This window comes from Citricoccus sp. SGAir0253 (assembly GCF_005877055.1).
Classification (GTDB): Bacteria; Actinomycetota; Actinomycetes; order Actinomycetales; family Micrococcaceae; genus Citricoccus.
This window is the reverse complement of record NZ_CP039424.1, coordinates 2,280,408-2,302,052: the sequence shown is the minus strand read 5'-3', so window position 1 is coordinate 2,302,052 and position 21,645 is coordinate 2,280,408. Positions and strand designations below refer to the sequence as shown.

Annotated in this window: 22 protein-coding genes; 20 read left to right on the top strand and 2 right to left on the bottom strand. The window is 73.9% G+C overall.

All coding sequences use genetic code 11. The features are described 5' to 3' along the window. Positions 1 to 2 precede the first annotated feature (2 nt). From E7744_RS10145 to E7744_RS10135, 3 genes are read left to right on the top strand one after another with little or no spacing between them, the layout of a single operon-like run. A complete protein-coding gene (locus E7744_RS10145) occupies positions 3 to 374 on the top strand; it encodes a TadE family protein (protein WP_137774008.1) in 372 nt (123 codons plus the stop codon). Further along, entirely contained in the window at positions 358 to 798 is a 441-nt protein-coding gene (locus tag E7744_RS10140; protein WP_137774007.1) for a hypothetical protein, read from the top strand. Before E7744_RS10145 ends, E7744_RS10140 begins: the two co-directional genes overlap by 17 nt. Continuing rightward, positions 795 to 1,274 carry a pilus assembly protein TadG-related protein gene (locus E7744_RS10135; protein WP_168199797.1) on the top strand — a complete coding sequence of 160 codons (480 nt, stop codon included), beginning with the start codon at positions 795 to 797 and terminating at the stop codon, positions 1,272 to 1,274. Before E7744_RS10140 ends, E7744_RS10135 begins: the two co-directional genes overlap by 4 nt. Here E7744_RS10135 and E7744_RS10130 read toward each other — a convergent pair whose 3' ends face one another. Continuing rightward, entirely contained in the window at positions 1,275 to 2,807 is a 1,533-nt protein-coding gene (locus E7744_RS10130; protein WP_168199796.1) for an S-layer homology domain-containing protein, read from the bottom strand. A 104-nt stretch (positions 2,808 to 2,911) separates the two neighbouring features. Here E7744_RS10130 and E7744_RS10125 point away from each other — a divergent pair, with 104 nt between their 5' ends. Further along, a complete protein-coding gene (locus tag E7744_RS10125) occupies positions 2,912 to 3,160 on the top strand; it encodes a hypothetical protein (protein ID WP_246858398.1) in 249 nt (82 codons plus the stop codon). Positions 3,161 to 3,213: 53 nt separating this feature from the next. Here the strand turns inward: E7744_RS10125 and E7744_RS10120 are convergent, their stop codons facing one another. Further along, entirely contained in the window at positions 3,214 to 4,452 is a 1,239-nt protein-coding gene (locus tag E7744_RS10120) for an S-layer homology domain-containing protein (protein ID WP_137774004.1), read from the bottom strand. A gap of 242 nt (positions 4,453 to 4,694) precedes the next feature. Between E7744_RS10120 and prfB the strand changes: the two genes are divergently transcribed. The 16 genes from prfB to E7744_RS10040 all read left to right on the top strand — a co-directional run bounded on the left by prfB (position 4,695) and on the right by E7744_RS10040 (position 21,578). Continuing rightward, complete coding sequence (gene prfB, locus E7744_RS10115) at positions 4,695 to 5,807, top strand: peptide chain release factor 2 (protein WP_137774003.1); 1,113 nt, start codon at positions 4,695 to 4,697, stop codon at positions 5,805 to 5,807. Positions 5,808 to 5,826: 19 nt separating this feature from the next. Beyond that, positions 5,827 to 6,342 carry an SRPBCC family protein gene (locus E7744_RS10110; RefSeq protein ID WP_137774002.1) on the top strand — a complete coding sequence of 172 codons (516 nt, stop codon included), beginning with the start codon at positions 5,827 to 5,829 and terminating at the stop codon, positions 6,340 to 6,342. 7 nt (positions 6,343 to 6,349) lie between these two features. Then, a complete protein-coding gene (locus E7744_RS10105) occupies positions 6,350 to 7,516 on the top strand; it encodes a CdaR family transcriptional regulator (protein ID WP_137774001.1) in 1,167 nt (388 codons plus the stop codon). Positions 7,517 to 7,702: 186 nt separating this feature from the next. Next, complete coding sequence (locus E7744_RS10100) at positions 7,703 to 9,217, top strand: GntP family permease (protein ID WP_137774000.1); 1,515 nt, start codon at positions 7,703 to 7,705, stop codon at positions 9,215 to 9,217. Positions 9,218 to 9,312: 95 nt separating this feature from the next. Beyond that, positions 9,313 to 10,515 carry an acetyl-CoA C-acetyltransferase gene (locus E7744_RS10095; RefSeq protein ID WP_137773999.1) on the top strand — a complete coding sequence of 401 codons (1,203 nt, stop codon included), beginning with the start codon at positions 9,313 to 9,315 and terminating at the stop codon, positions 10,513 to 10,515. 122 nt (positions 10,516 to 10,637) lie between these two features. Further along, positions 10,638 to 11,429 (top strand): 3-hydroxybutyrate dehydrogenase, encoded by a 792-nt coding sequence (locus tag E7744_RS10090; RefSeq protein WP_371415401.1) that lies wholly within the window; start codon positions 10,638 to 10,640, stop codon positions 11,427 to 11,429. An 85-nt stretch (positions 11,430 to 11,514) separates the two neighbouring features. Then, positions 11,515 to 12,309 (top strand): CoA transferase subunit A, encoded by a 795-nt coding sequence (locus E7744_RS10085; RefSeq protein ID WP_137773998.1) that lies wholly within the window; start codon positions 11,515 to 11,517, stop codon positions 12,307 to 12,309. Then, complete coding sequence (locus E7744_RS10080; protein WP_137773997.1) at positions 12,309 to 12,992, top strand: CoA transferase subunit B; 684 nt, start codon at positions 12,309 to 12,311, stop codon at positions 12,990 to 12,992. The genes E7744_RS10085 and E7744_RS10080 overlap by 1 nt, the downstream gene beginning before the upstream one ends. 411 nt (positions 12,993 to 13,403) lie before the next feature. Beyond that, on the top strand, positions 13,404 to 14,597 hold the full coding sequence (locus E7744_RS10075; RefSeq protein WP_371415400.1) for a substrate-binding domain-containing protein: 1,194 nt from the start codon (positions 13,404 to 13,406) through the stop codon (positions 14,595 to 14,597). 54 nt (positions 14,598 to 14,651) lie between these two features. Further along, the gene (locus E7744_RS10070) at positions 14,652 to 15,422 is read left to right on the top strand and encodes an ABC transporter ATP-binding protein (RefSeq protein ID WP_137773995.1); all 771 of its coding nucleotides are present in this window, start codon (positions 14,652 to 14,654) and stop codon (positions 15,420 to 15,422) included. A gap of 3 nt (positions 15,423 to 15,425) precedes the next feature. Continuing rightward, complete coding sequence (locus tag E7744_RS10065) at positions 15,426 to 16,202, top strand: ABC transporter ATP-binding protein (protein ID WP_137773994.1); 777 nt, start codon at positions 15,426 to 15,428, stop codon at positions 16,200 to 16,202. 3 nt (positions 16,203 to 16,205) lie between these two features. After that, the gene (locus E7744_RS10060) at positions 16,206 to 17,087 is read left to right on the top strand and encodes a branched-chain amino acid ABC transporter permease (protein ID WP_137773993.1); all 882 of its coding nucleotides are present in this window, start codon (positions 16,206 to 16,208) and stop codon (positions 17,085 to 17,087) included. Then, the gene (locus tag E7744_RS10055; RefSeq protein WP_137773992.1) at positions 17,084 to 18,298 is read left to right on the top strand and encodes a branched-chain amino acid ABC transporter permease; all 1,215 of its coding nucleotides are present in this window, start codon (positions 17,084 to 17,086) and stop codon (positions 18,296 to 18,298) included. The genes E7744_RS10060 and E7744_RS10055 overlap by 4 nt, the downstream gene beginning before the upstream one ends. Next, complete coding sequence (locus E7744_RS10050) at positions 18,295 to 19,857, top strand: class I adenylate-forming enzyme family protein (RefSeq protein ID WP_137773991.1); 1,563 nt, start codon at positions 18,295 to 18,297, stop codon at positions 19,855 to 19,857. The genes E7744_RS10055 and E7744_RS10050 overlap by 4 nt, the downstream gene beginning before the upstream one ends. Further along, positions 19,847 to 20,593 (top strand): TetR/AcrR family transcriptional regulator, encoded by a 747-nt coding sequence (locus E7744_RS10045; protein WP_246858397.1) that lies wholly within the window; start codon positions 19,847 to 19,849, stop codon positions 20,591 to 20,593. Before E7744_RS10050 ends, E7744_RS10045 begins: the two co-directional genes overlap by 11 nt. Next, positions 20,568 to 21,578: an alpha/beta fold hydrolase gene (locus tag E7744_RS10040; protein WP_137773990.1), complete on the top strand. Its 1,011-nt coding sequence runs from the start codon at positions 20,568 to 20,570 to the stop codon at positions 21,576 to 21,578. The genes E7744_RS10045 and E7744_RS10040 overlap by 26 nt, the downstream gene beginning before the upstream one ends. The last annotated feature ends 67 nt before the right edge of the window (positions 21,579 to 21,645 follow it).

Here is a 21,645-nt window from a genome sequence, read left to right as displayed (position 1 = left end):
CGATGCGGGACGGGGAGCGCGGCTCGGCCGTCGCCGAGTCCGTCATGGTGATGGCGCTGCTGTCCGTCGTCTTCGCCGCCATCCTGCAGTTCGGCCTCGTCATCCACGTGCGCAACACGCTCATCGACGCGGCGAGCGCTGGGGCCCGCCACGGCGCCCTGGGGGACCGGACGCCCGACGACGGCGCGGCCCGGACCCGCGAGCTGCTCGCCGGGTCGATCCCGGGCGGGGCCGACGCCGAGGTCTCGGCCGCCGTCGTCGGCGGACCCGGGGTCCCCCTGGTGCGGGTCACGGTCCGCACCTCGATGCCGATGGTCGGCTTCCTGACGGGTCCGGTGACACTGGAGGCGGACGGCCATGCGTTCCGGTACTGAACGCGAGCGCCGCGGGGAGGAGGGCTCGGCGAGCGTGGAGTTCGTCCTGCTCGCCGCGCTGCTCCTGGTGCCGGTCGTCTACTTCCTCGTCCTCACGAGCCAGGTCCAGGCCGCGGCCTATGCCGCCGCGGCCGCGGCGGACCAGGCCGCCAAGGCCATGGTCGCGGCGCCGGACGCGGAGGCCGCCGCCCGTCGCGCGGACGCGGTCGTGGGCCTCACGCTCGCGGACTACGGACTGGGCGAGGGGGAGCACCAGGCGGCGGTCTCCTGCTCGACCCGTCCGTGCCTCGAACCGGGGTCCACGGTGGCGGTCGAGGTCAGCATCCGGGTGCCCGTCCCGCTGCTGCCCCGGACCCTGGGGTGGGACGCGGCGGTCGCGACCGTGTCGAGCAGCGCCCAGCAACCCGTGCCGAGGTTCGGGTGAGGCCCGCCGTGCCCGGCCGCCGGGCGGACCCGCCGTGCCCCGCCCCGGGACCGGGGACGGGGGAGGAGGGCCAGACCACCGTCCTCACGGTGGGGCTGTCGGTCGTGTGCCTGTTGCTGGCCACGGTCGTGCTGGCCGTGACGGCCGTGAACATCGAGGCGCGCCGGCTCCTCTCCGCCGCCGACGGGGCGGCGATGGCGGCCGCCGACAGCTACCGCATCGACCCCGGGCGGGGCAACGCCCCCGTGCTCACGACCGACCAGGCCGGTGCCGCCGTGGCGGAGTACCTGGCGGCCGCCGGCGCCCCCTCCCGGTTCGACGCCCTGGCGGTCCGGCACGTCGCCGTGACCGACGGCGGCCGGACCGTGGAGGTGGTGCTCACGGCCTCGGCCCACCCGCCGGTGGTGAACTGGATCGTGCCGGCCGGGGTCACCGTGACGGCGGCCAGTTCCTCGCGCACCTCGCTGACCCGGTAGTCAAGGACGCAGCCCGGCGATGACCTTCCGGGCTGCGGCCCGTTGGGCCATGGTGCACGTGCCGCCGTAACCGGCGGTCCAGGTCCGTCCGCCGGACGTGTGGACCCGTTGCGCGCCCATCGCGTCGGCCATGCAGTCCGCCATGTGCTCCACGCCCCCGGCCGGGCCCCCGGGGTAGAGCCGCTCCATCGCGGACACGAGCGCTCCCTCGTCGTAGCGGTAGGCGCGGAACTGGAGGATGTGGGCGCACTCGTGCAGTTGCATCGCCCGGGCGGGGACGAAGTCCGGATCGAGGTCGTCGCCCAGCCCGATCAGTTCCCGGATCCGCAGGGAGGAGGGCCAGTCCGGGTCGCCCGACCACCGGTACCGCGCCCAGGCGGTGGCGCCGTCGAACGTGGTCATGGGGACGTCCCAGCACCACGGCGCCATGGTGTTGGCCGCACGGCCGGTGAGCGATCGCGTGCCCGGGTAGGGCACCTCCGTGGTCCCCGGCCGTCCCCGGGACAGGAAGTCCGTGTTGACCCACCCGCTCGTGGATCCGGTCCGCACCCGTGTCATCCCGTCCTGCTCCGCGAGCCGCAGCACGCCTGTCTGGGCCGGCAGGGTGTGGGTGGCAGGCGTGCGCGGGTCGGCCGTGGCGTGGAGTCCGGTGGCGACGGTCGTCCACCGGTCGACCGCCGGTACGGGGCGCGTGCCGTCCCGCACCTGCGCGAAGGAGTAGAGGAACGTCGCGGCCTCTCCGCGGGAGATGCCTCGCGTGGGCCGGAAGCTGCGGTCGGCATAGCCGGTGACGATCCCCGTGGACTGCAGCCAGGCCGCCTCGCGGAAGAAGGGTGTCCGCGGCGTCATGTCGACGAAGGCGGAGTACGCCGTCACGGGGTGACTGGCCCCGGCCATCCGGTAGAGGAAGGCCGCCAGTTCCCCGCGGCTGACGTCCCGTCCGTAGCCGAAGCTCCCGTTCGCGTAACCCGTGGCGTAGCCCCGGGACCGCATCCAGGACACCGCGGTGAACGCCGCGCTGGAGCGCGGGACGTCATGGAAGACCACCGTGTCCCCGGCCTCGTGGGTCTCGCCGGAGAGGCGGTACAGGACCAGCGCGGCCTCGGCACGGGTCATCCTCCGCGCCGCGCCGAATGTCCCGTCCCCGTACCCGGTGGCCAGGCGCTCGCAGGCCAGCCACGAGACATGGGCGTGGAACGTCGACCCGGCCGGCACGTCCGGGAAGGCGATCGCTTCGCAGGCGGCCGCGGGCGGGGGTGGGAGGGTCGCCGGGGTCCTGGGCGCTTCGTCGCCGCGTGGCGCACGGACCGGCGAGGGGAGCACGGGCAGGTCCGCGGCATCCACGCCGTCGACCGTGAGCGGCACCGGCTCGGAGGTGAGGGAGCCGGCCTCGGAGCGCTCGTCCCCTGCCGGGCCCGACGACGGCCCCGCCGGGGCCGGCGGCGCGGCGGCGGCCCCCTGGGCGGACAGCACCAGGGCCAGTCCGACCAGCGCCACGCGGAGGGGTGAGGCCACGGAGGTCAGCGAGATCACCCGATCATTGTCCGATGTCACCGGCGTCCCGCGCGCGCGACTGGCCGGGAATGACATGGGCCTTTGCCCTGTCGGCCGCCGTTGGTGACGACTACGCTACGGCCATGGAGACGAACCGTCCGGGCGCCGGGGGCAACGCCACGGGCCTGCCGCCCAGCGGCCCGGTTCCCCCGGACCTCGAGCGGGTGCTCCGCTGGGAGGACTCCGGGGGAGGCTGGCGCGTGGCCCGCATCGGAGGAGGATCACTCACCCTCTCCCTCGTCACGTGTGACGGCGGGGAGGAGATGGGGGTCCTGACGTCCACGGACCCCTCCCTGATCGCGCACGTGGCCGGCCGGTCGCGCCACCCCTGAACGGACGGCGTGGTGGTCCCGCCCCTCTCCGGCTGCCGGTGTCCGGACCCCGACTAGGCTCCGGGCCGGTGCTTCAGCCGGTACAGGAGCGCGGCGGCCTGGCCGCGCGTCACGGCGTCGTCCGGCCCGAAGCCGCCGTCCGCATGGCCCCGGACGACCCCCGCGGCGTTCAGCCACGTGATCGGACGGTAGGACCCGTGCGAGGGCGGGACGTCCCAGAAGGGCGAACGCGCCGGCGGGGGCGGGTCGGTCGGGGAGCCCACCGACCGGTGCAGCAGGGCCGCCATCTCGCCCCGCGTGACCGCGCGGTCCAGGCCGAAGGTCCCGTCCTCGTGGCCCCGGGCGATCCCCTGGCCCCGGAGCCAGACGACGGCGGCGTAGAAGCCGTGGCCCCTCGGGACGTCGGGGAACGGTGAGGTCGCCGGGAGGTCCACGGGCGGCTCTCCCGCGAGCCGGTAGAGGAACGCCGCCGCGTGGCCGCGGGTGACCTCCTCGGCGATCCCGAACCGTCCGTCGGCGTAGCCGCGGGCGATGCCCCGGACGGCCATCCAGGACACCTCGCGTGCGAAGGCGCGGCCGACGGGGACGTCCGTGAACCACTGCACGGGGTCGGCGGTGACCTCCACGGTCAGGGAGAAGTGGTCCAGGCCGCGTCCCGAGGCGGACACGGCATGGTACCCGGGCGCCGCCGGCGTGAAGACGGTGCCGTCGGCCTCCACGCGGAGACCGTCGGCGCAGTCCACCGGGACGTCCGCGTAGTCGTCCGCGTGGCAGTCGTCGTACGGCACCGGGACCCCGCGGCTGTCCCGGGCGGCTGGCAGGACACGGCCCTCGCCCACCGGCACCGTGGCCGCGGTGGACTGTCCCGCCAGTCGGATCCGCGCGCCGCGGGCGGCGAGCGGCGCCAGTGCCGAGGCGTCCGTGATCGCGTTGGAGGACAGGTCCACGTCCGCCAGCCGCTCCAGGCCGGCGAGCGCGGACACGTCGCCCACGCGATGGCCCGCCACGCGCAGGGAGGCCAGCCCGGTCAGGTACTGGGCCCCGGTCAGGTCGTCGACGGCACCGGGCCCCCCGGTGGGGCACTCCAGGGACCGCAGGCCCGCCAGCTGCCCGGCGGACACGGGGTCGGCGGGGGACCGCCCGAGGGCGGCGTTCAGGCAGGCCCGGAAGTCCGGGTCGGGGATCGTGACGGTGGCGTGGGCGGGCGCTGCCGCCACGGCGTGGACCGGCAGCGCCAGGGCCAGTGCCGCGGTGGCCGCCAGGGCGCGGGGGATGAGGGTGCGAGTCATCATCGTCCTGTCGTCTGGGGTGACCAACGACCTCGGACGCTACGAGCGCGGCGGGGGCCGGGACAGCGTGGTCACCACTCGTCCGCTACTGGGCCACCCCGGCACCACCCGGCGCCGCCGGCCCCGCGGCTTCCCCGCCCCGCGGCTTCCCCGCCCCGCGGCATCCCGGCCCGCCGCGGCATCCTCCCGCGCGTCCCCGTCGCGCACCGGACCCGGGCCGCCGTCGCGGTAGGCTTGACCCCACCATGGCTGAGACTGACTACACCGCTGAAATCAAGGACCTCCGCTCCACCCTGTCGCAGATCGAGCAGGTGTCGGACGTGGCCCAGATCGAGGCGGACATCGCCGAGCTGGAGCAGCAGGCCTCCGCGCCGGACCTCTGGGACGACCCCGAGGCCGCGCAGAAGGTCACCTCCCGGCTGTCCCACCGCCAGTCCGAGCTCGAGCGCATCAAGCGCCTCGCCTCGCGGATCGACGACCTGGAGGTCATGGTCGAGCTCGCCGCCGAGGAGGACGACGACGCCGCCCGCGAGGACACCGCGCGCGAGCTGGAGTCCATCCGCAAGGCCATGTCCGAGCTCGAGGTCGTCACGCTGCTGTCCGGCGAGTACGACGAGCGCGACGCCGTGGTCACCATCCGCGCCGGCGCCGGCGGCGTGGACGCCGCCGACTTCGCCGAGATCCTCATGCGCATGTACCTGCGCTGGGCCGAGCAGCGCGGCTGGTCCACGAAGGTCATGGACACCTCCTACGCGGAGGAGGCGGGCCTGAAGTCCGTCACCTTCGAGGTCAACGCGCCCTACGCCTTCGGCACCCTGTCCGTGGAGGCCGGCACCCACCGCCTCGTGCGCATCAGCCCCTTCGACAACCAGGGCCGCCGCCAGACCTCCTTCGCCGCCGTCGAGGTCATCCCGCTCATCGAGTCCGACGACTCGATCGAGATCCCCGAGTCCGAGCTGAAGATCGACGTGTTCCGCTCCTCGGGCCCCGGCGGCCAGTCGGTGAACACCACCGACTCCGCCGTGCGCATGACGCACCTCCCCACCGGGATCGTGGTGTCCATGCAGAACGAGAAGTCCCAGATCCAGAACCGCGCCGCGGCCCTGCGCGTCATGCAGTCCCGGCTGCTGCTCGTGCGCAAGGCCGAGGAGGACGCCAAGCGCAAGGAGATGGCCGGGGACGTCAAGGCCTCCTGGGGCGACCAGATGCGCTCCTACGTGCTCAACCCGTACCAGATGGTCAAGGACCTGCGGACGAACCACGAGGAGGGCAACCCGCAGTCGGTCTTCGACGGGCACATCGACGGGTTCATCGACGCCGGCATCCGCTGGCGAGCCGGGTCCCGCGCCGAGGCCTGACCGGTGCCAGACTGGGGCCATGGACACCTCACTGCCCCCGGTCCCCGAACGCGTCGTCACCGCTGAGCGCACGGTGCGCGCGCCGGCGTCGGTCCTCTTCGGCCTGATCGCCGATCCCGCCCGCCAGCCGGAGTGGGACGGCAACGACAACCTCGCCGCCGCCCCCGCGGGGCAGCGCGTGCGCGCCGTGGGGGACGTCTTCACCATGGAGCTCACCAACGGCCAGGGCCGCGAGAACCACGTGGTGGAGTTCGAGCCGGACCGCCGCATCGCCTGGCTGCCGGCGCCCACCGGGGAGCAGCCGCGCGGCCACCTGTGGCGCTGGGAGCTCCAGCCGGCCGAGGGCGGCACGCTCGTGCGGCACACCTACGACTGGACGCGGCTCACCGACGAGACCCGGTTCCCGCGCGCGCTGGCCACCACGCCGGAGTCCCTGGCGGCCTCGATCGACCGGCTCGCCGCCCTCGCGGAGTCCGTGGCCGCGGACGGTGCCGCCGAGGACCACGCCGGCGCGGACGGCGCCGGGCGGGACTGACCGGGCCGTGGAGCGCGAGGCGCTGCGGGCCCTCGTCGACGCCCTCGCCGCGGACGACGCCATCCTGGAGGAGACCGTCGCGGCCCTGCGCGAGTCGCTGCCCGGCTACGAGGGCGTGCCCTCGGAGTCGCTGCTGGCCTCCGCCCGCCGCAACCGCGCCCTGAGCATCCGCACCCTGCTGGACGGCCGGGCCCCGGCCCCGGACGAGATCGACGAGCCCCGGGCCCTCATGGAGGAGCGGATGGGCCAGGGCGTGCCCATCGTCAGCGTGCTGGCGGGCTTCCGCGTGTCCATGTCCGTGATCCTGCGGCACCTGCTGGACCTCGCCCCGGCGTTCGGCGTGCCCGCCGACGCGGCACTGACCTTCAGCACGCAACTGTGGGCCCTGGGCGACGCGTTCACCACGCGCGCCGTGGTCGTGTACCGGGACCGCTCGATCGCCCAGGCCGTGGCGGACTCCGCGCGGCGTACCCAGTGGATCCGGGACGCCATGGTCGGGGTGCTGGACCAGGCCCAGCTGCGCAGCGGGGCCGCCACCTTCGACATCCCGCTCGCCGGGCCCGTGCGGGCGGTGCGCGCCGCCGTCGCGGCCGGGGACACGGAGGACCCGGCGGGCCGGCTCCAGGACTGGGCCGCCTCGGCCGGTGCCCGGGCCCTGGCCGCGCCCCGTGGCGAGGGAGCGGTCGGGATCCTCGTGGGCGACGCCGGCCCGGCCCGTCCGGCCGCGGGCGTCACCATCGCGGTGGGCCCGCCGGTGGCGCTGGCGGACCTGAGGGATTCCTTCGAGGGGGCCACCCGCGTGCTGGAGGCGGCGCGCCGGGTCGGCTGGGACGGTGTCGTCGACGTCGAGCGGTTGTCCTGGCGGATGGCGATCCCCGCGAGCCCGGAGACGACCCGCATGCTGCACGAGCGGCACGTGGAGCCCGTGCTGGCCGAGGGGGCGTTCGGGGGGCTCGTGCTCGAGGCGCTCGAGGCCTACCTCGACCACGGGATGAGCATCCCGCTGGCCGCGGCCGCCATCCCGGTGCACGTGAACACCCTGCGCTACCGGCTCAAGCGGTACGAGGAACTGACGGGGGCCAGCCTGCAGCAGCCGGAGACCCTCATCGAGGCCTCGTGGGCCCTCGCCGCACAGCGCGGCCTGCGGCGGGGCGCACCGGAGCGCCTTTCGTAGCGCGCTACGAAAGGGCGGCGGGACTGTTGAACCGCTCGACGTAGCGTGCGTCACATCCACGGGCCATGCTGGAGGATATCGTCGCCACGACGGCGCGTGACCCACGTCACGCCGCACCACCGTCCCGTCCGCGGCGGGAGGGCCCCGCCGGGCCCGTCCCGCCCGCCCGTCCGAGAGGTAACCCCTATGCTTCTGGGGATTCTAGGCATCATCCTGTCCCTGGCCCTGCTCATCACGCTGGCCTACCGCGGGATGCCCGTCATCATCGCCGCCCCCATCGCCTCGGTCGTCGCCCTCGTGTTCTCCGGAGCCCCGATCCTGGCGTCGTACACCGAGATCTTCATGCCGGCGCTGGCCGGTTTCGTCGGGAACTACTTCCCGGTCTTCCTGCTCGGGGCCATCTTCGGTCTGCTCATGACGGCCACCGGCTACGCGGAGAGCATCGCCCGCACCGTCACCCGGTGGATCGGGGCCCGCAGCGCCCTGATGGCCACCGTGATCACCTCCGCCCTCATGACCTACGGCGGCATCAGCCTGTTCGTGGTGGCCTTCGTGATGTTCCCGCTGGCCCGTGAGCTGTTCCGCATGGCGGACATCCCCAAGCGCCTGATCCCGGGCACGATCGCCCTGGGCATCTTCACCTTCACCATGACCGCCCTGCCGGGATCCCCGCAGGTGCAGAACATCATCCCCGGCCAGTTCTTCGGCACCGGCGGCTTCGCCGCGCCGGGCATCGGCCTGGTCGGCGCCGCGATGATCTTCGGCCTGGGCCTGCTGTGGCTCGAGTACCGCCGCCGCACCCTGATGGCCAAGGGCGAGCACTTCGCCGACACGCTGGACGCCATCGACGTCGCCAACGGCGCCCAGGCCACCGGCCCGGTCCGGCACGGCAAGGGCGTGGGCCCCGGCGCCGCGGTCCGCGAGGAGGAGCGCGTCAACGCCGCCGTGGACACGGAGTCCAACCCGGACGCCCAGCCCACCTCCGCCGCGGTCATGACGCCCCCCAACGCCCTCGTGCCGTTCCTGCCGCTGCTCGTGGTGTTCATCGTGAACTTCGGCTGCACGCTGGTGCTGTTCCCCGCCCTGGACTGGTCCTACCTCTCCGAGGAGAAGTTCGGCGGCGTGACCCTGCAGTCCCGCGCCGGCATCTGGGCCGTCACCGTCGCCCTCGTGGTCGCGGTCCTGGTGATCATCGCCCTGAACGCGCGCCACTTCCGGGAACTGCGCAAGGCCTTCGCGGACGGTGCCAAGGGCGCCATGCTGCCGATCTTCTCCACCGGCTCGGAGGTCGGCTACGGCGCCGTCGTCGCCTCGGTGGCCGCCTTCGCCGTGATCCGCGACTCCGTGTTCAACCTGGGCGGCAGCGCCCTCGTCACCTCCGTGGTGTCCACGTCCATCACCGCGGCCATCACCGGCTCGTCCTCGGGCGGCATGACCATCGCGCTGAACGCCTTCGGCGAGCAGCTGCGGCAGATGGCCGTGGACCAGGGCGTCAGCCTCGAGGCCATGCACCGGCTCACCGCGATGGCCGCCGGCGGCCTGGACACCCTGCCGCACTCCGGCGCGGTCGTGACCCTGCTGATCGTCTGCGGCATGACCCACCGCCAGTCGTACAAGGACATCGGCATGGTCACCCTGGTGATCCCCGTGATCACCGTGGCCGTGCTGACCACCGTGGCGTCGTTCACCGGGGCGTTCTGACCCCGGCCGACCGCCACACCCACCGCGCGTGGCCCCGGGCCCCGGGGCCACGCGCACCGAGACCACGACGGGCCCGGCCCGTGAAGGAGACCACCATGAGCACCACCACCCCCTCCCCGCAGGACGCCGTGATCGTCGGCGGGGCCCGCACGCCGTTCACCCGGTTGCTGTCCCAGCAGGCGTCCCTGACGGCCATGGACCTCGGCGCGCACGCCATCCGCCATGCGCTGCAGCGCTCCGGGGTGGCCGCCGGGGACGTGGACACGGTGATCATGGGCCAGGTGGTCCAGGCCGGACAGGGCCAGAACCCGGCGCGGCAGGCCGCCCTGGCCGCGGGCATCGGCTGGGACGTCCCCGCCGTGACCGTCAACAAGGTGTGCCTGTCCGGGCTCACCGCCGTGATCGACGCGTCCCGGATCATCCGGCTCGGCGAGGCCGAGGTCGTGGTCGCCGGCGGCCAGGAGTCCATGACCAACGCCCCGCACCTGCTCATGGGGGCCCGCAAGGGCTACAAGTACGGCCCCACCACCGTGCTCGACTCCGTCGCCCACGACGGCCTCACGGACTCCCTGACGCACGAGGCGATGGGCGAGCTCACCGAGTCCGGCAACGCCGAGCGCTCGATCGGCCGCGGCCCGCAGGACGAGGCCGCCGCGGCGTCCCACCAGCGCGCGGCCCGCGCGCAGGCCGAGGGCGTCTTCGACGCCGAGATCGCCCCGATCGAGATCCCGCAGCGCAAGGGCGATCCCCTCGTCGTCGCCCAGGACGAGGGCGTCCGCCCGGACACCACCGCTGAGTCCCTCGGCGCGCTCAAGCCCGCCTTCGCCCGCGACGGCACGATCACCGCCGGCAACTCCTCGCCGCTCACGGACGGCGCCGCCGTCGTCGTGGTGACCTCCCGCGCCTACGCGGAGGCCAAGGGCCTGGAGATCCTGGCGACCGTCGGCGCCCCCGGGCAGGTGGCCGGGCCGAGGGACTCCTCCCTGCACGACAAGCCGGCCGATGCGGTCTCCGCCGCGCTGGCCCGGGCCGGCTGGTCCGTGGAGGAGTTGGACTTCCTCGAGATCAACGAGGCCTTCGGCTCGATCATCGTGCACTCGCTGGACAAGCTCGGCTATCCGCTGGAGAGGACCAACATCCACGGCGGCGCCATCGCCCTGGGCCACCCCATCGGGGCCTCCGGCGCACGGCTGGCCCTGACCGCGGCCCTCGAACTGTGCCGCCGGGGCTCCGGCCGGGCCGGCGTGGCCCTGTGCGGCGGCGGCGGCCAGGGCGAGGCCCTGCTGCTCAGCCGCTGAGCCCCGCGCCGGGCCGCCCCCGCGGCCCGGCGCCCGGGACGGGCCGCCCGCCCGCCCCCACCGGACTTCCACCCCACGTCAGAGCACGAGAAAGGCAGCCCGCCGTGACCGAACAGACTGCAGTGAAGAGCACCGACACCGCCCCCGGGGCCGCCCCGGCCCCCGCGGACGGCGTCCTGGCCGGACGCCGCGCCGTGGTGACGGGCGGCGCCTCCGGGATCGGCGCGGCGTGCGTGCGCGCCTTCGCCGCCGCGGGCGCCACCGTGACGGTCGCGGACGTCAACGCGGAGGCGGCCGAGGCGCTGGCCGCCGAGGTGGGCGGCACCCCCTGGGCCGCGGACCTCGCGGACACCGCCGCGCTGGAGGAGTTGAGCCTGGACACGGACATCCTGGTCAACAACGCCGGCATCCAGCGGATCGCGCCCATCCACGAGTACGACCCGGACACGTGGCGGTTCATCCACCGGCTCATGGTGGAGTCCCCGTTCCTGCTGATCCGGGCGGCGCTGCCCGGGATGTACGAGCGGGGCTTCGGCCGGATCATCAACGTCTCCTCCGCCCACGGCCTGCGGGCCTCGGCGTTCAAGAGCGCGTACGTCTCCGCCAAGCACGGGCTCGAGGGCCTGTCCAAGGTGGCGGCCCTGGAGGGCGCCGAGCACGGGGTCACCTCCAACTGCGTGAACCCCTCCTACGTGCGCACCCCGCTCGTGGAGAAGCAGATCGCGGACCAGGCCCGGACGCACGGGATCAGCGAGGACGAGGTGGTGGAGAAGATCATGCTCACCGAGTCCGCCATCAAGCGGCTCGTCGAGCCGGAGGAGGTGGCCTCGCTCATCACCTGGCTGGCCTCCGACCACGCCGCGATGGTCACCGGCGCCTCCTACACCATGGACGGCGGCTGGACCACCCGCTGACCCGGGGGCCGGTGCCGCCGGCCCCGGCCCGAGCAACGACCACCACCGGAGCGAGGACGCTCCACCGAACCGTGAGAGGTGAACGATGACCCTGGACAAGACGGTGCGATCGGCCCGCGAGGCCGTCGCCGACATCCCCGACGGCGCCTCCCTGGCCGTCGGCGGCTTCGGCCTGTCGGGCAACCCGATCCAGCTGATCGAGGCCCTGCTGGAGCAGGGCGCGAGCGGCCTGTCGATCGTGTCGAACAACTGCGGCGTGGACGGCTGGGGCCTGGGCATCCTGCTCGGCGCCGGCCGGATCGCGAAGATGACCTCCTCCTACGTGGGGGAGAACAAGGAGTTCGCCCGCCAGTACCTGGAGGGCGAGCTGGAGGTCGAGCTCGTGCCGCAGGGCACGCTGGCCGAGAAGCTGCGCGCCGGCGGCGCCGGGATCCCGGCGTTCTTCACGCGCTCGGGCGTGGGCACGCAGGTCGCCGAGGGCGGGCTGCCGATGAAGTACAACCCGGACGGCACCGTGGCCAAGGCCTCGCTGCCCAAGGACATCCGCACCTTCGACCTCGGCGGAGCGGGGGAGCAGCAGTACGCCCTGGAGGAGTCCATCGTCACCGACTTCGCCCTCGTGCACGCCGCGGTCGGGGACCGGCACGGCAACCTGGTCTTCAACAAGGCCACCCGGCAGTTCGCCCCGCCGGCGGCCATGGCCGGGCGGGTGTGCATCGCGCAGGTCGAGCGCCTCGTCGAGCCGGGCGAGATCGACCCGGACCAGGTGCACCTGCCGGGCGTGTACGTCCACCGGGTCGTGGAGGTCGGCCCGGACATCGAGAAGCGGATCGAGAAGCGCACGGTCCGCACCGCGGGAACCACGAGGAAGGACGCCTGATGAGCACCCAGCAGACCGAGGAACAGCAGGCCCCCGCGCGCCACGGGTGGACGCGGGACGAGATGGCCGCCCGCGCCGCCCGCGAGCTGCCGGACGGCGCCTACGTGAATCTGGGCATCGGCATGCCGACGCTGATCCCGAACCACATCCCGGAGGGGCGCACGGTCGTGCTGCAGTCCGAGAACGGGATCCTGGGGGTCGGCCCGTACCCCGATGAGGACCGCGTGGACCCGGACCTCATCAACGCCGGCAAGGAGACCGTGACGGTCAACCCGGGCGCCTCGTTCTTCGACTCCGCGACCTCCTTCGGGATGATCCGCGGCGGCAAGATCGACGTCGCCGTGCTCGGCGGCATGCAGGTGGCCCAGAACGGGGACCTGGCCAACTGGATGGTGCCCGGCAAGATGGTCAAGGGCATGGGCGGGGCCATGGACCTCGTCCACGGTGCCGGGAAGGTCATCGTCCTCATGGACCATACGGCCAAGGACGGCACGCCGAAGATCCTCAAGGAGTGCGACCTGCCGCTCACCGGCAAGGGCGTGGTGGACCGCATCATCACCGACCTGGCGGTGATCGACGTCGACCGCTCCGACCCGGCCGCCCCGCGGCTGGTGCTGGTCGAGACGGCCCCGGGGGTGGACGAGGAGGAGGTGCGCCGGTCCACCGGCGCGGAGCTGCACTGAGGCGCCGGGCCGGCGTCGGGATCCCCTCGGGGGCCCGACGCCGACCCCACCGGTCCGCAGGCCCGGTCACCCTGTCCAGGGCGGCCGGGCCTGCGGCGTCCCCACCCCCGGCCGGCGGGAGCGGCCGCGCGGTTCCCCGCGGTGGGCGACTCCCGTGCGCTCCGTGGACCCGTGGCCCGGGCGCCCCGTGCCGGCCGACCCGGGTCACCCGCCTGAGGGAGTCCGTCCACCCCTTGACGGCGCCGTGACGGGTGTCACATACTCGGTCCATAACCTGAATCGCCTTTCAGGTTGAGCCCCCGGGGGCGGCGTGCGAACGGGCACGGCCGGACCGCCGGGAGCAGCCCCGACCGGATCACCGCACCAGGTCCTCATGGAAAGGCCACCCACGTGAAGAACCCCGCCCGCATCATGGCCGCCGGCCTCCTCGCCGCCGGACTGACCCTCACCGCCTGCGCCCCGACCGCCCAGTCCGGGGCGGACCCCGAGGGCGGCGGCGCCGACGCCCAGGCCCCCGAGAGCGTGGACGTCGGCATCGTGTACTCCAAGACCGGCCTGCTGGCGGCCTACGGCGAGGAGTACTACGCCGGGCTGCAGGCCGGCATCGACTACGCCACGGACGGCACCGGCAAGGTCGGCGAGACCGAGATCAACCTGACCTACCACGACGACGGCGGCGACCCGGACAAGGCCGTCTCCATCGCCAAGGAACTGATCGGCAAGGAGTACAAGATCCTCGCCGGCACCACCGCCTCCGGCATCGCCCTCAAGCTCGCCGAGCAGGCCGAGCAGAACCAGGTGCTCTACATCTCCGGCCCCGCCGCCACGGACGCGGTCACCGGGATCAACGACTACACCTTCCGCTCCGGCCGGCAGTCCGTCCAGGACGTCGCCACCGCCGGCCAGTTCGTGGACGACCTGGACGGCTCCAAGGTCCTCGTGTTCGCCCAGGACAACGCCTTCGGCCAGGGCAACGTCGCCGCCGTCGAATCCGTGCTGGGCGCGGAGGGGGCCCAGGTCTCGGACATCCTGGTCCCGGAGGACGTCACCGAGTTCACCCCCTTCGCCCGGCAGATCGTGGACGCCAAGCCGGACCTCGTGTTCGTCGCCTGGGCCGGTGCCAACGCCGGGTCCATGTGGCAGGCCCTGGAGCAGCAGGGTGCCTTCGAGGCCGCCCCGATCGTCACCGGCCTGGCCAACAAGGCCACCTACGGCGCCTACGGTGCCGCCGGCGAGAAGATCTCCTTCCTCTCCCACTACTTCCCGGGTGCCGCGCAGAACGAGGTGGAGGAGTTCATGATGGACCACGTCGAGGAGCAGGGCGCCGAACCGGACCTGTTCACCCCCGACGGCTTCGTGGCCGGCCAGATGATCGTCCGGGCCATCGAGGAGGGCGGCGGAACCGACGTCGACTCCATGGTCCAGGCCCTCGAGGGCTGGGAGTTCGAGGGCCCGAAGGGCACCACCACGGTGCGCGCCGAGGACCACGCGCTGATCCAGGACATGTACCAGGCCAAGCTCGTCCAGGAGGGCTCGGAGTGGACGCCGGAGCTGGTCGACACCGTCGGCGCGGCCGACGCCGCCCCGCCGGTCGCCGGCCAGTGACCTGACCCGGCACACCCCGACCGTCTCCCGCAGACCCTCCCCGAAAGGACCACCATGCCCACCCAGACCCCTGCCCTGAGGTTCCAGGGCATCGGCCTGCACATCGGCGGAGCGCGCATCCTCCAGGACATCGACCTGGAGATCGCGCCCGGGGAGATGGTCGGGGTGATCGGCCCCAACGGGGCCGGCAAGACCACCCTGTTCAACCTGGTGTCCGGCCTGCTCCGCCCCACCGAGGGCAGCATCCAGATGAACGGCCGGGACATCACCCACCTGCCGGTCGACCGCCGGGCCAAGGCCGGGCTGGGACGCACGTTCCAGACCTCGTCCCTGTTCCCCGGACTGTCCGTGCTGGAGAACGTCCGGCTCGCCGCCCAGGCCAAGCAGGGCGGCTCGCTGTCCCTGTTCCGCTTCCCCCGGTCCTCGGACGCGGCCACCACCCGGGCCACCGCCTGTCTCGAGCAGGTCGGGCTGCAGCACCGGGCCGAGGCCACCGCCGGCGGGCTGTCCCACGGTGACAAGCGCAAGGTGGAGATCGCCATGCTCCTGGCCACGGACCCCGAGCTCATCCTGCTCGACGAGCCGATGGCCGGCGTCGGCTCCGGGGACGTCCCGGGCCTGGTGGAGATCATCCGACGCATCCACCGCGAGTCCGGACGCACGCTGATGATGGTCGAGCACCACATGGAGGTCGTGCTCGGCCTCGTGGACCGCGTGGCCGTCATGCACCACGGCACGCTGCTGGCCGTGGACCAGCCCGAGAAGATCATGGCCAATGCCGAGGTCCAGTCGGCCTACCTCGGCGAGATGGGAAAGGTGGCCTGACCCATGGGCACTGCAGCACGGACCACGTCGGCGCCCGCTCCCTCCGGCGGCGCCGGCACCGGCCCCGTCCTGGCCGTCACCGGCCTGCGGGCCTCCATCAACGGCCAGCAGGTGGTCGAGGACGTCACGTTCTCCGTCCCGGCCACCGGCATCACCGCCCTGCTCGGGCGCAACGGCGTGGGCAAGACGTCCTCCATCAAGGCCATCCTCGGCCTGATCCACCGGGACGGCGGGACGGTGGAGCTGGACGGCGAGCCCATCCACGCCCTGCCCACCCACCGGATCGTCCAGCGCGGCGTCGGCTACGTCCCGGAGGACCGCGAGGTCTTCGCGGGCCTGAGCGTCGCCGAGAACCTGCGCCTGTCCGAGCGGGACGACCACCCGCGCCGGGACCTGGTCGAGTCCCTGTTCCCGGACCTCGTCAAGCGGGCCCAGCAGCCGGCCGGCACCCTGTCCGGTGGCCAGCAGCAGATGGTCTCGCTGGCCCGGGCGCTGATGAACGACAACCGCGTCCTGCTGGTGGACGAGCCGACCAAGGGGCTGGCGCCCAAGATCGTCGGCGAGGTCGCCGAGGCCCTCGAGGAGGCCGCCAGGACCGTGCCCATCCTGCTCGTGGAGCAGAACCTGACGGTCGTCCGACAACTCGCCGCCGGCGCCGTCGTGCTCTCGGACGGCCGCGTGGTCCACGCCACCGACTCCGCCACGTCCTTCCTGGACGACGACACCCTCGTCACCCGCCACCTCGGCGTGGGCACGGGGCCGGCACCGGAAGGAGCCTGACCCATGAGCACCATCCTCCTGTTGCTGGTCACGGGGATCGGCCTCGGTGCCGTCTACTTCCTGGTGGCCTCCGGGCTGTCCCTGATCTACGGCCTGATGGGGGTGCTGAACTTCGCCCACGGCGCGTTCCTCACCCTCGGGGCCCTCATCGGCTGGGAGACCGCCCGGGTCATGGGCGCCGACTCCTGGGGCGGCTTCGCGCTGTCGCTGCTGGTCGGCTGCCTCGTCGGCGCCCTGCTGGCAGCCCTGACGGAACTCGTCCTGATCCGCCCGCTCTATGAACGGCACATCGAACAGGTCCTGGTCACGGTGGGCCTCAACCTCGCGGCGATCGCCCTGTTCGAGGGCATCTGGGGCACCGACCCGGTCTTCATCCAGGCACCCACCTGGATGGGCCTGACCACGGACGTCCTAGGGGCGCAGGTCCCCAACCACCTGTTCATCACCATCCTCGTCGCCGTGCTGGTCCTGGCCGCCATGGTGCTGTTCCTGCAGAAGACCCGCTACGGCATGATCATCCGCGCCGGCGTGGAGAACCGTTCCATGGTCACGGCCCTGGGCATCGACGTGCGGCGCGCGTTCACCCTGGTCTTCACGATCGGCGGGGCCGCGGCCGGGCTGGGCGGGGTGCTGGCCAGCCACTACTTCGGCTACGTCTCCCCCCTGCTGGGCGGCTCGCTGCTGATCTTCGCCTTCATCGTCACCGTCATCGGTGGCCTCGGGTCCCTCTCCGGCGCGGCGGTCGCCTCCGTGCTCGTGGGGGTCCTGCAACAGTTCGCCAACTACTACTGGAGCATCGGCGACTTCGTGGTCGTCATCCTGCTGGCCGTCGTGCTGCTGACCAGGCCATCCGGACTCATGGGACGAAAGGTGGCCAGGGCATGAGCACCTCCACGGACGAACTGACGGACCGCCAGGGGGGCAGTGGGGGCCAGGAGCGCCGGTCCGCCCGCGGCCGGCTCCGGTCCTCGCTCACCCCGCCGCCGCGGACCCGCGCGACGGCGACCGGCCGGCCGGGTGCCCGGCGCCGGCTCCTCGGCGCCGGGGCCGCCGTCGCGGGGGTGGCGGTCCTGGCCCTGCTGCCGCTGCTGGACCTCCGGCTGCCCGGCGTCCTGCCCACCGCCACGTACCAGCCCGGGGCCCTGCAGTTGATGGCGCTGTGCCTGCTGATGGGGGCGGCGGCCCTGACGTACCACCTGCTGATCGGCGTGGCGGGGCTGCTGTCCTTCGGCCACGCGCTCTACGTGGGCGCCGGGTCCTACCTGCTGGGCATCCTGCTCGAGCGCACCGGCCTGGGGCTCGTCCCGGCCATGCTGGTCACCCTGGTGGCCGTGGTGGTGCTGGCCAACGTCACCGGGGCGGTGGCCCTGCGGGTCAGCGGCATCCCCTTCGCCATGGTCACCCTGGCCTTCGCCCAGGCCGGCTCCGTGCTGGTCCGGCGCAACCCGGGCGGCTCCACCGGCGGCGAGGAGGGTCTCAGCCTGAACACGGACCAGGTCCCCGCCGTCCTGGTCGGGGTGTCCAACACCCGGAACCTGTACTGGCTGGCGCTCGCCGTCCTCATCGTCGTCTTCGCCGTGGTCAGCTGGATCCAGAACTCCCGGGCCGGGCACCTCGCCGAGGCCGTGCGGGAGAACGAGGACCGCGTCCGGGTGCTGGGCCTGCGGCCCTACCTGGCCAAGCTGCTGATCTTCGTCGTCGCGGGCACGCTGGCCGGCTGCGTGGGCATGGTGCACCTGCTGCTGCAGTCCGGTGCCGTGCCGCGGACGGTCTCGGCGGACCTCACGATCTCCCTGCTCGTCATGGTCGTCCTCGGCGGGGTGGGGTCCCGGTGGGGCGCGGTGCTGGGCGGGGTGCTGTACACGCTGCTCGACCAGCGGCTGACCGTGCTGGCCCAGTCCGAGTCCCTCCAGGCCCTGCCCGCCGTGCTCCGGGTGCCGCTGTCCGAGCCGCTGTTCCTGCTCGGGTCCCTGTTCGTCCTGGTCGTGCTGTTCCTGCCCGGCGGCCTGGCCGGGTCCGTCCGGCGCCTGTCCGCCCGCACCGGCCGCCGCCGGCCCCGCCGGGACCCCGCCGAGGTGCTGGGGCAGGCCGGATGAGCGCCGGGCTGCACACGCTGGGGCGGTGGACGGCCGACCGCGCCGTCGCCACGCCCGGACGCACCGCGATCCTGGACACGGGCGTCGCCGTGACCTACCGCGAGCTCGAGGATCGTGCCACGCGGCTGGCCGCCCGGCTCGTGGCGGCCGGCTACCGGCCGGGGGAGCGGATCGCCACCCTCTCCGGCAACAGCGCGGACCACGTGGTGCTGTTCTTCGCGTGCGCGAAGTCCGGGCTCGTCCTGGTCCCGCTGTCCTGGCGGCTGCGCGCCGCCGAGGTGGCCGTCCAGCTCGAGACCGCCGACCCGGCCCTGCTCGTGGTGGAGGAGGAGTTCGGCTCCCTCGCGGCCGAGGCGTGCGCCCAGGTGCCGATGCCCCCGGCGCTCGTCCGGCCGGGGCGGGCGGGCCTCGAGGAGGCCGTCCCCGCCCCGCACCGGCGCCCGGCCGCCGCAGAGCCCGGACCCGGCCGGGCCCCGGGCAGCGGGGTCCGGGACGACGACCCCGTGCTGATGCCCTTCACCTCCGGCACGGAGGGGGCCTCCAAGGCGGTCGTGCTCACGCACGCGAACTGCTTCTGGAACAACCTCGCCCTGTCGCGGACCCTGGAGATCACCTCCTCGGACGTGGTGCTCGCGGTCCTGCCCCAGTTCCACACCGGGGGCTGGAACATCCAGCCCCTGCTGGCGTGGTGGTCCGGGGCCACGGTGGTGATGGAACGGACCTTCGACGCCGGCCGCGTGCTGGCGCTCATCGGGGACCGGCGGATCACCACGCTGATGGCCGTCCCCGCCCAGTACCGGATGCTCGCCGAGCACCCGCGGTTCGCGGCCACGGACCTGTCCAGCCTGCGGCTGGCCGTGGTGGGCGGCGCCGCGATGCCCCCGGCCCTGATGCGGGCGTGGCACGCCCGCGGGGTGCCCCTCGTCCAGGGGTACGGGCTCACCGAGGCCGGCCCCAACGTGCTGTCCCTGCCGGCCGAGGACGCGCGGGACCGGGTCGGCTGGATGGGCCGGCCGTACCCGCACGTGGAGGTCGCGGTGGCGGACCCGGTCACCGGCCGGCTGCTGGAGGGGGCGGCCACGGGCGAGCTGCTCGTGGCCGGGCCGAGCGTCTTCGCGGGCTACTTCCGCGACCCCGGCGCGACCGCCCGGGCGCTGGCCGGGGGCTGGCTGCACACGGGTGACCTCGTGGAGCGCGACGCCGAGGGCTACTTCCGGATCGTGGACCGGCTCAAGGACCTGTTCGTCTCGGGCGGGGAGAACGTGGTGCCGGCCGAGGTGGAGCAGGTGCTCACCGACCACCCCGGGGTGGCGGCGGCGGCCGTCGTGGGGGTGCCGGACGAGCGCTGGGGGGAGACCGGGCACGCCTTCGTGGTGCCCCGGGCGGGCGCGGCCGTGGACGAGGCCGCGCTCCGGGAGCACTGCCAGGGAAGGCTGGCAGGATTCAAGCAGCCCACCGCCTACACCTTCGTGGCGGACCTGCCCCGGACGGGGCTGGAGAAGATCGCCAGGGGCCGGCTGCGGCCGCCCGCGCGGGAGAGGACCCCCCATGGCCATTGAGCCGCTGCACCCGGACACGGACGCCCCGGGACCCGAGGAGGTGCCGACCACCACCAAGGGCACCACCCTGACCGCGCGCGGGCTGCGGACCCGCCGCCGGCTGCTCGACGCCGCCGAGACGGTCTTCGCCGGCCTGGGCTATCCGGCCGCCTCGATCGTCAAGATCACCGAGGAGGCCGGTTGCGGCCTGGGCACCTTCTACCTCTACTTCGAGGGCAAGCAGGAGATCTTCAACGAGGTCGTCCTGGACCTCAACCGCCGCGTGCGCCGGGCCATGGCCGACGCCGCGCGCGCGGAGGCGCCGGCCGGGCGGATCGCCGCCGAGCGGGCCGGCTTCCGGGCCTTCTTCCGCTTCACCGCCGAGCACCCCGCGCTGTACCGGATCATCCGCCAGGCCGAGTTCGCCTCCCCGGACGCCCTGCGCCTGCACTACGCGCGCATCGTGGACGGCTACGCCCAGGGGCTCGAGCAGGGCCAGCGCGCCGGCGAGGTCCACCGCATGGACCCGGAGGTCGTGGCCTGGGCCCTCATGGGCATCGGCGAGATCATCGGCATGCGCTGGGTGCTGTGGCCGCAGGAGGGGGACGGGGCCCCCGGAGAGGGCGGCGCCGGCACCACGGGCGACGTCCCCGACCACGTCTTCGACACCATGATGGAATTCATCGAACGGGCCCTGGCGCCATCGGCGGCGGACCGGGAAGGAGCGGACCATGACCGGGACACCGCAGGCCACTGACGCGGCCTCGCCACTGGAGGACAACCACCGCCACACCGGGGTCGGCCCCGGCTACCGGCAGGCCACCGTGGCCGTGGCCGGCGGCCCCATGACCGTGGGGCTCTGGGGACCGGAGGACCCGGGCGCCCCCACCGTCCTCGCGGTGCACGGCGTCTCGGCCTCGCACCGCAGCTTCGGGCTGCTCGCCGCCGCCCTGCCCGGCGTGCGCCTGGTGGCCCCCGACCTGCGCGGCCGGGGCCGCTCCAACCGGCTGCCGGCGCCCTACGGGATGCCCGCCCACGCGGACGACCTGGCCGCGGTCCTCGGCGAGCTGGCCGCCGGGCCGGTGGTCGTCGTCGGGCACTCCATGGGGGCCTTCGCCACCCTCGTGCTGGCCCACCGCCACCCCCGGCTCGTCTCCTCCCTGGTGCTCGTGGACGGCGGGATCCCGCTCGCCCTGCCGCCGGGGCTGGACCCGGACCAGGTGGTGCAGGCGGTGCTCGGCCCCGCCGCCGACCGGCTGGCCATGCGGTTCGGCTCGGTCGATGACTACCGCCGGTTCTGGTCCGTGCACCCGGCGTTCCAGGGGGCCTGGGACCCCGCCGCCGGCACGGCGGGGCTCATGGACGACTACATCACCTACGACCTCGAGCAGGACCCTGAGCCGGACCGCACCGGGCTGCGTCCGGCCACGCGCTACGAGGCCATGGCGCAGGACACCGCCGAGCTGCAGGGCGGGGAGTCGCTACTGGCTGCCCTGCAGCACCTCGCCGTCCCGGCCCGGCTGCTGTGGACCCGCCGCGGGCTGCTGGGCGGGGAGCCGGGGCTGTTCACCGCCGAGTACATCGCCGACTGGCAACGGCGCGTTCCCGCGCTCGCGGAACACCTCACGGTGCGCGAGGTGCCGGGGACGAACCACTACACGATCGTCATGGCCCCCGACGGCGCCGCGGCCGTGGCGGAGGAGGTCACCGCCGCGCTGGGCGCGGGGGACGGCCGCACCTGAGGCGGCGTCCCCGCCGGACCCATGACCCCACGACACGCGCGGGCAGCGGGGACACGCCCCGGTCAGG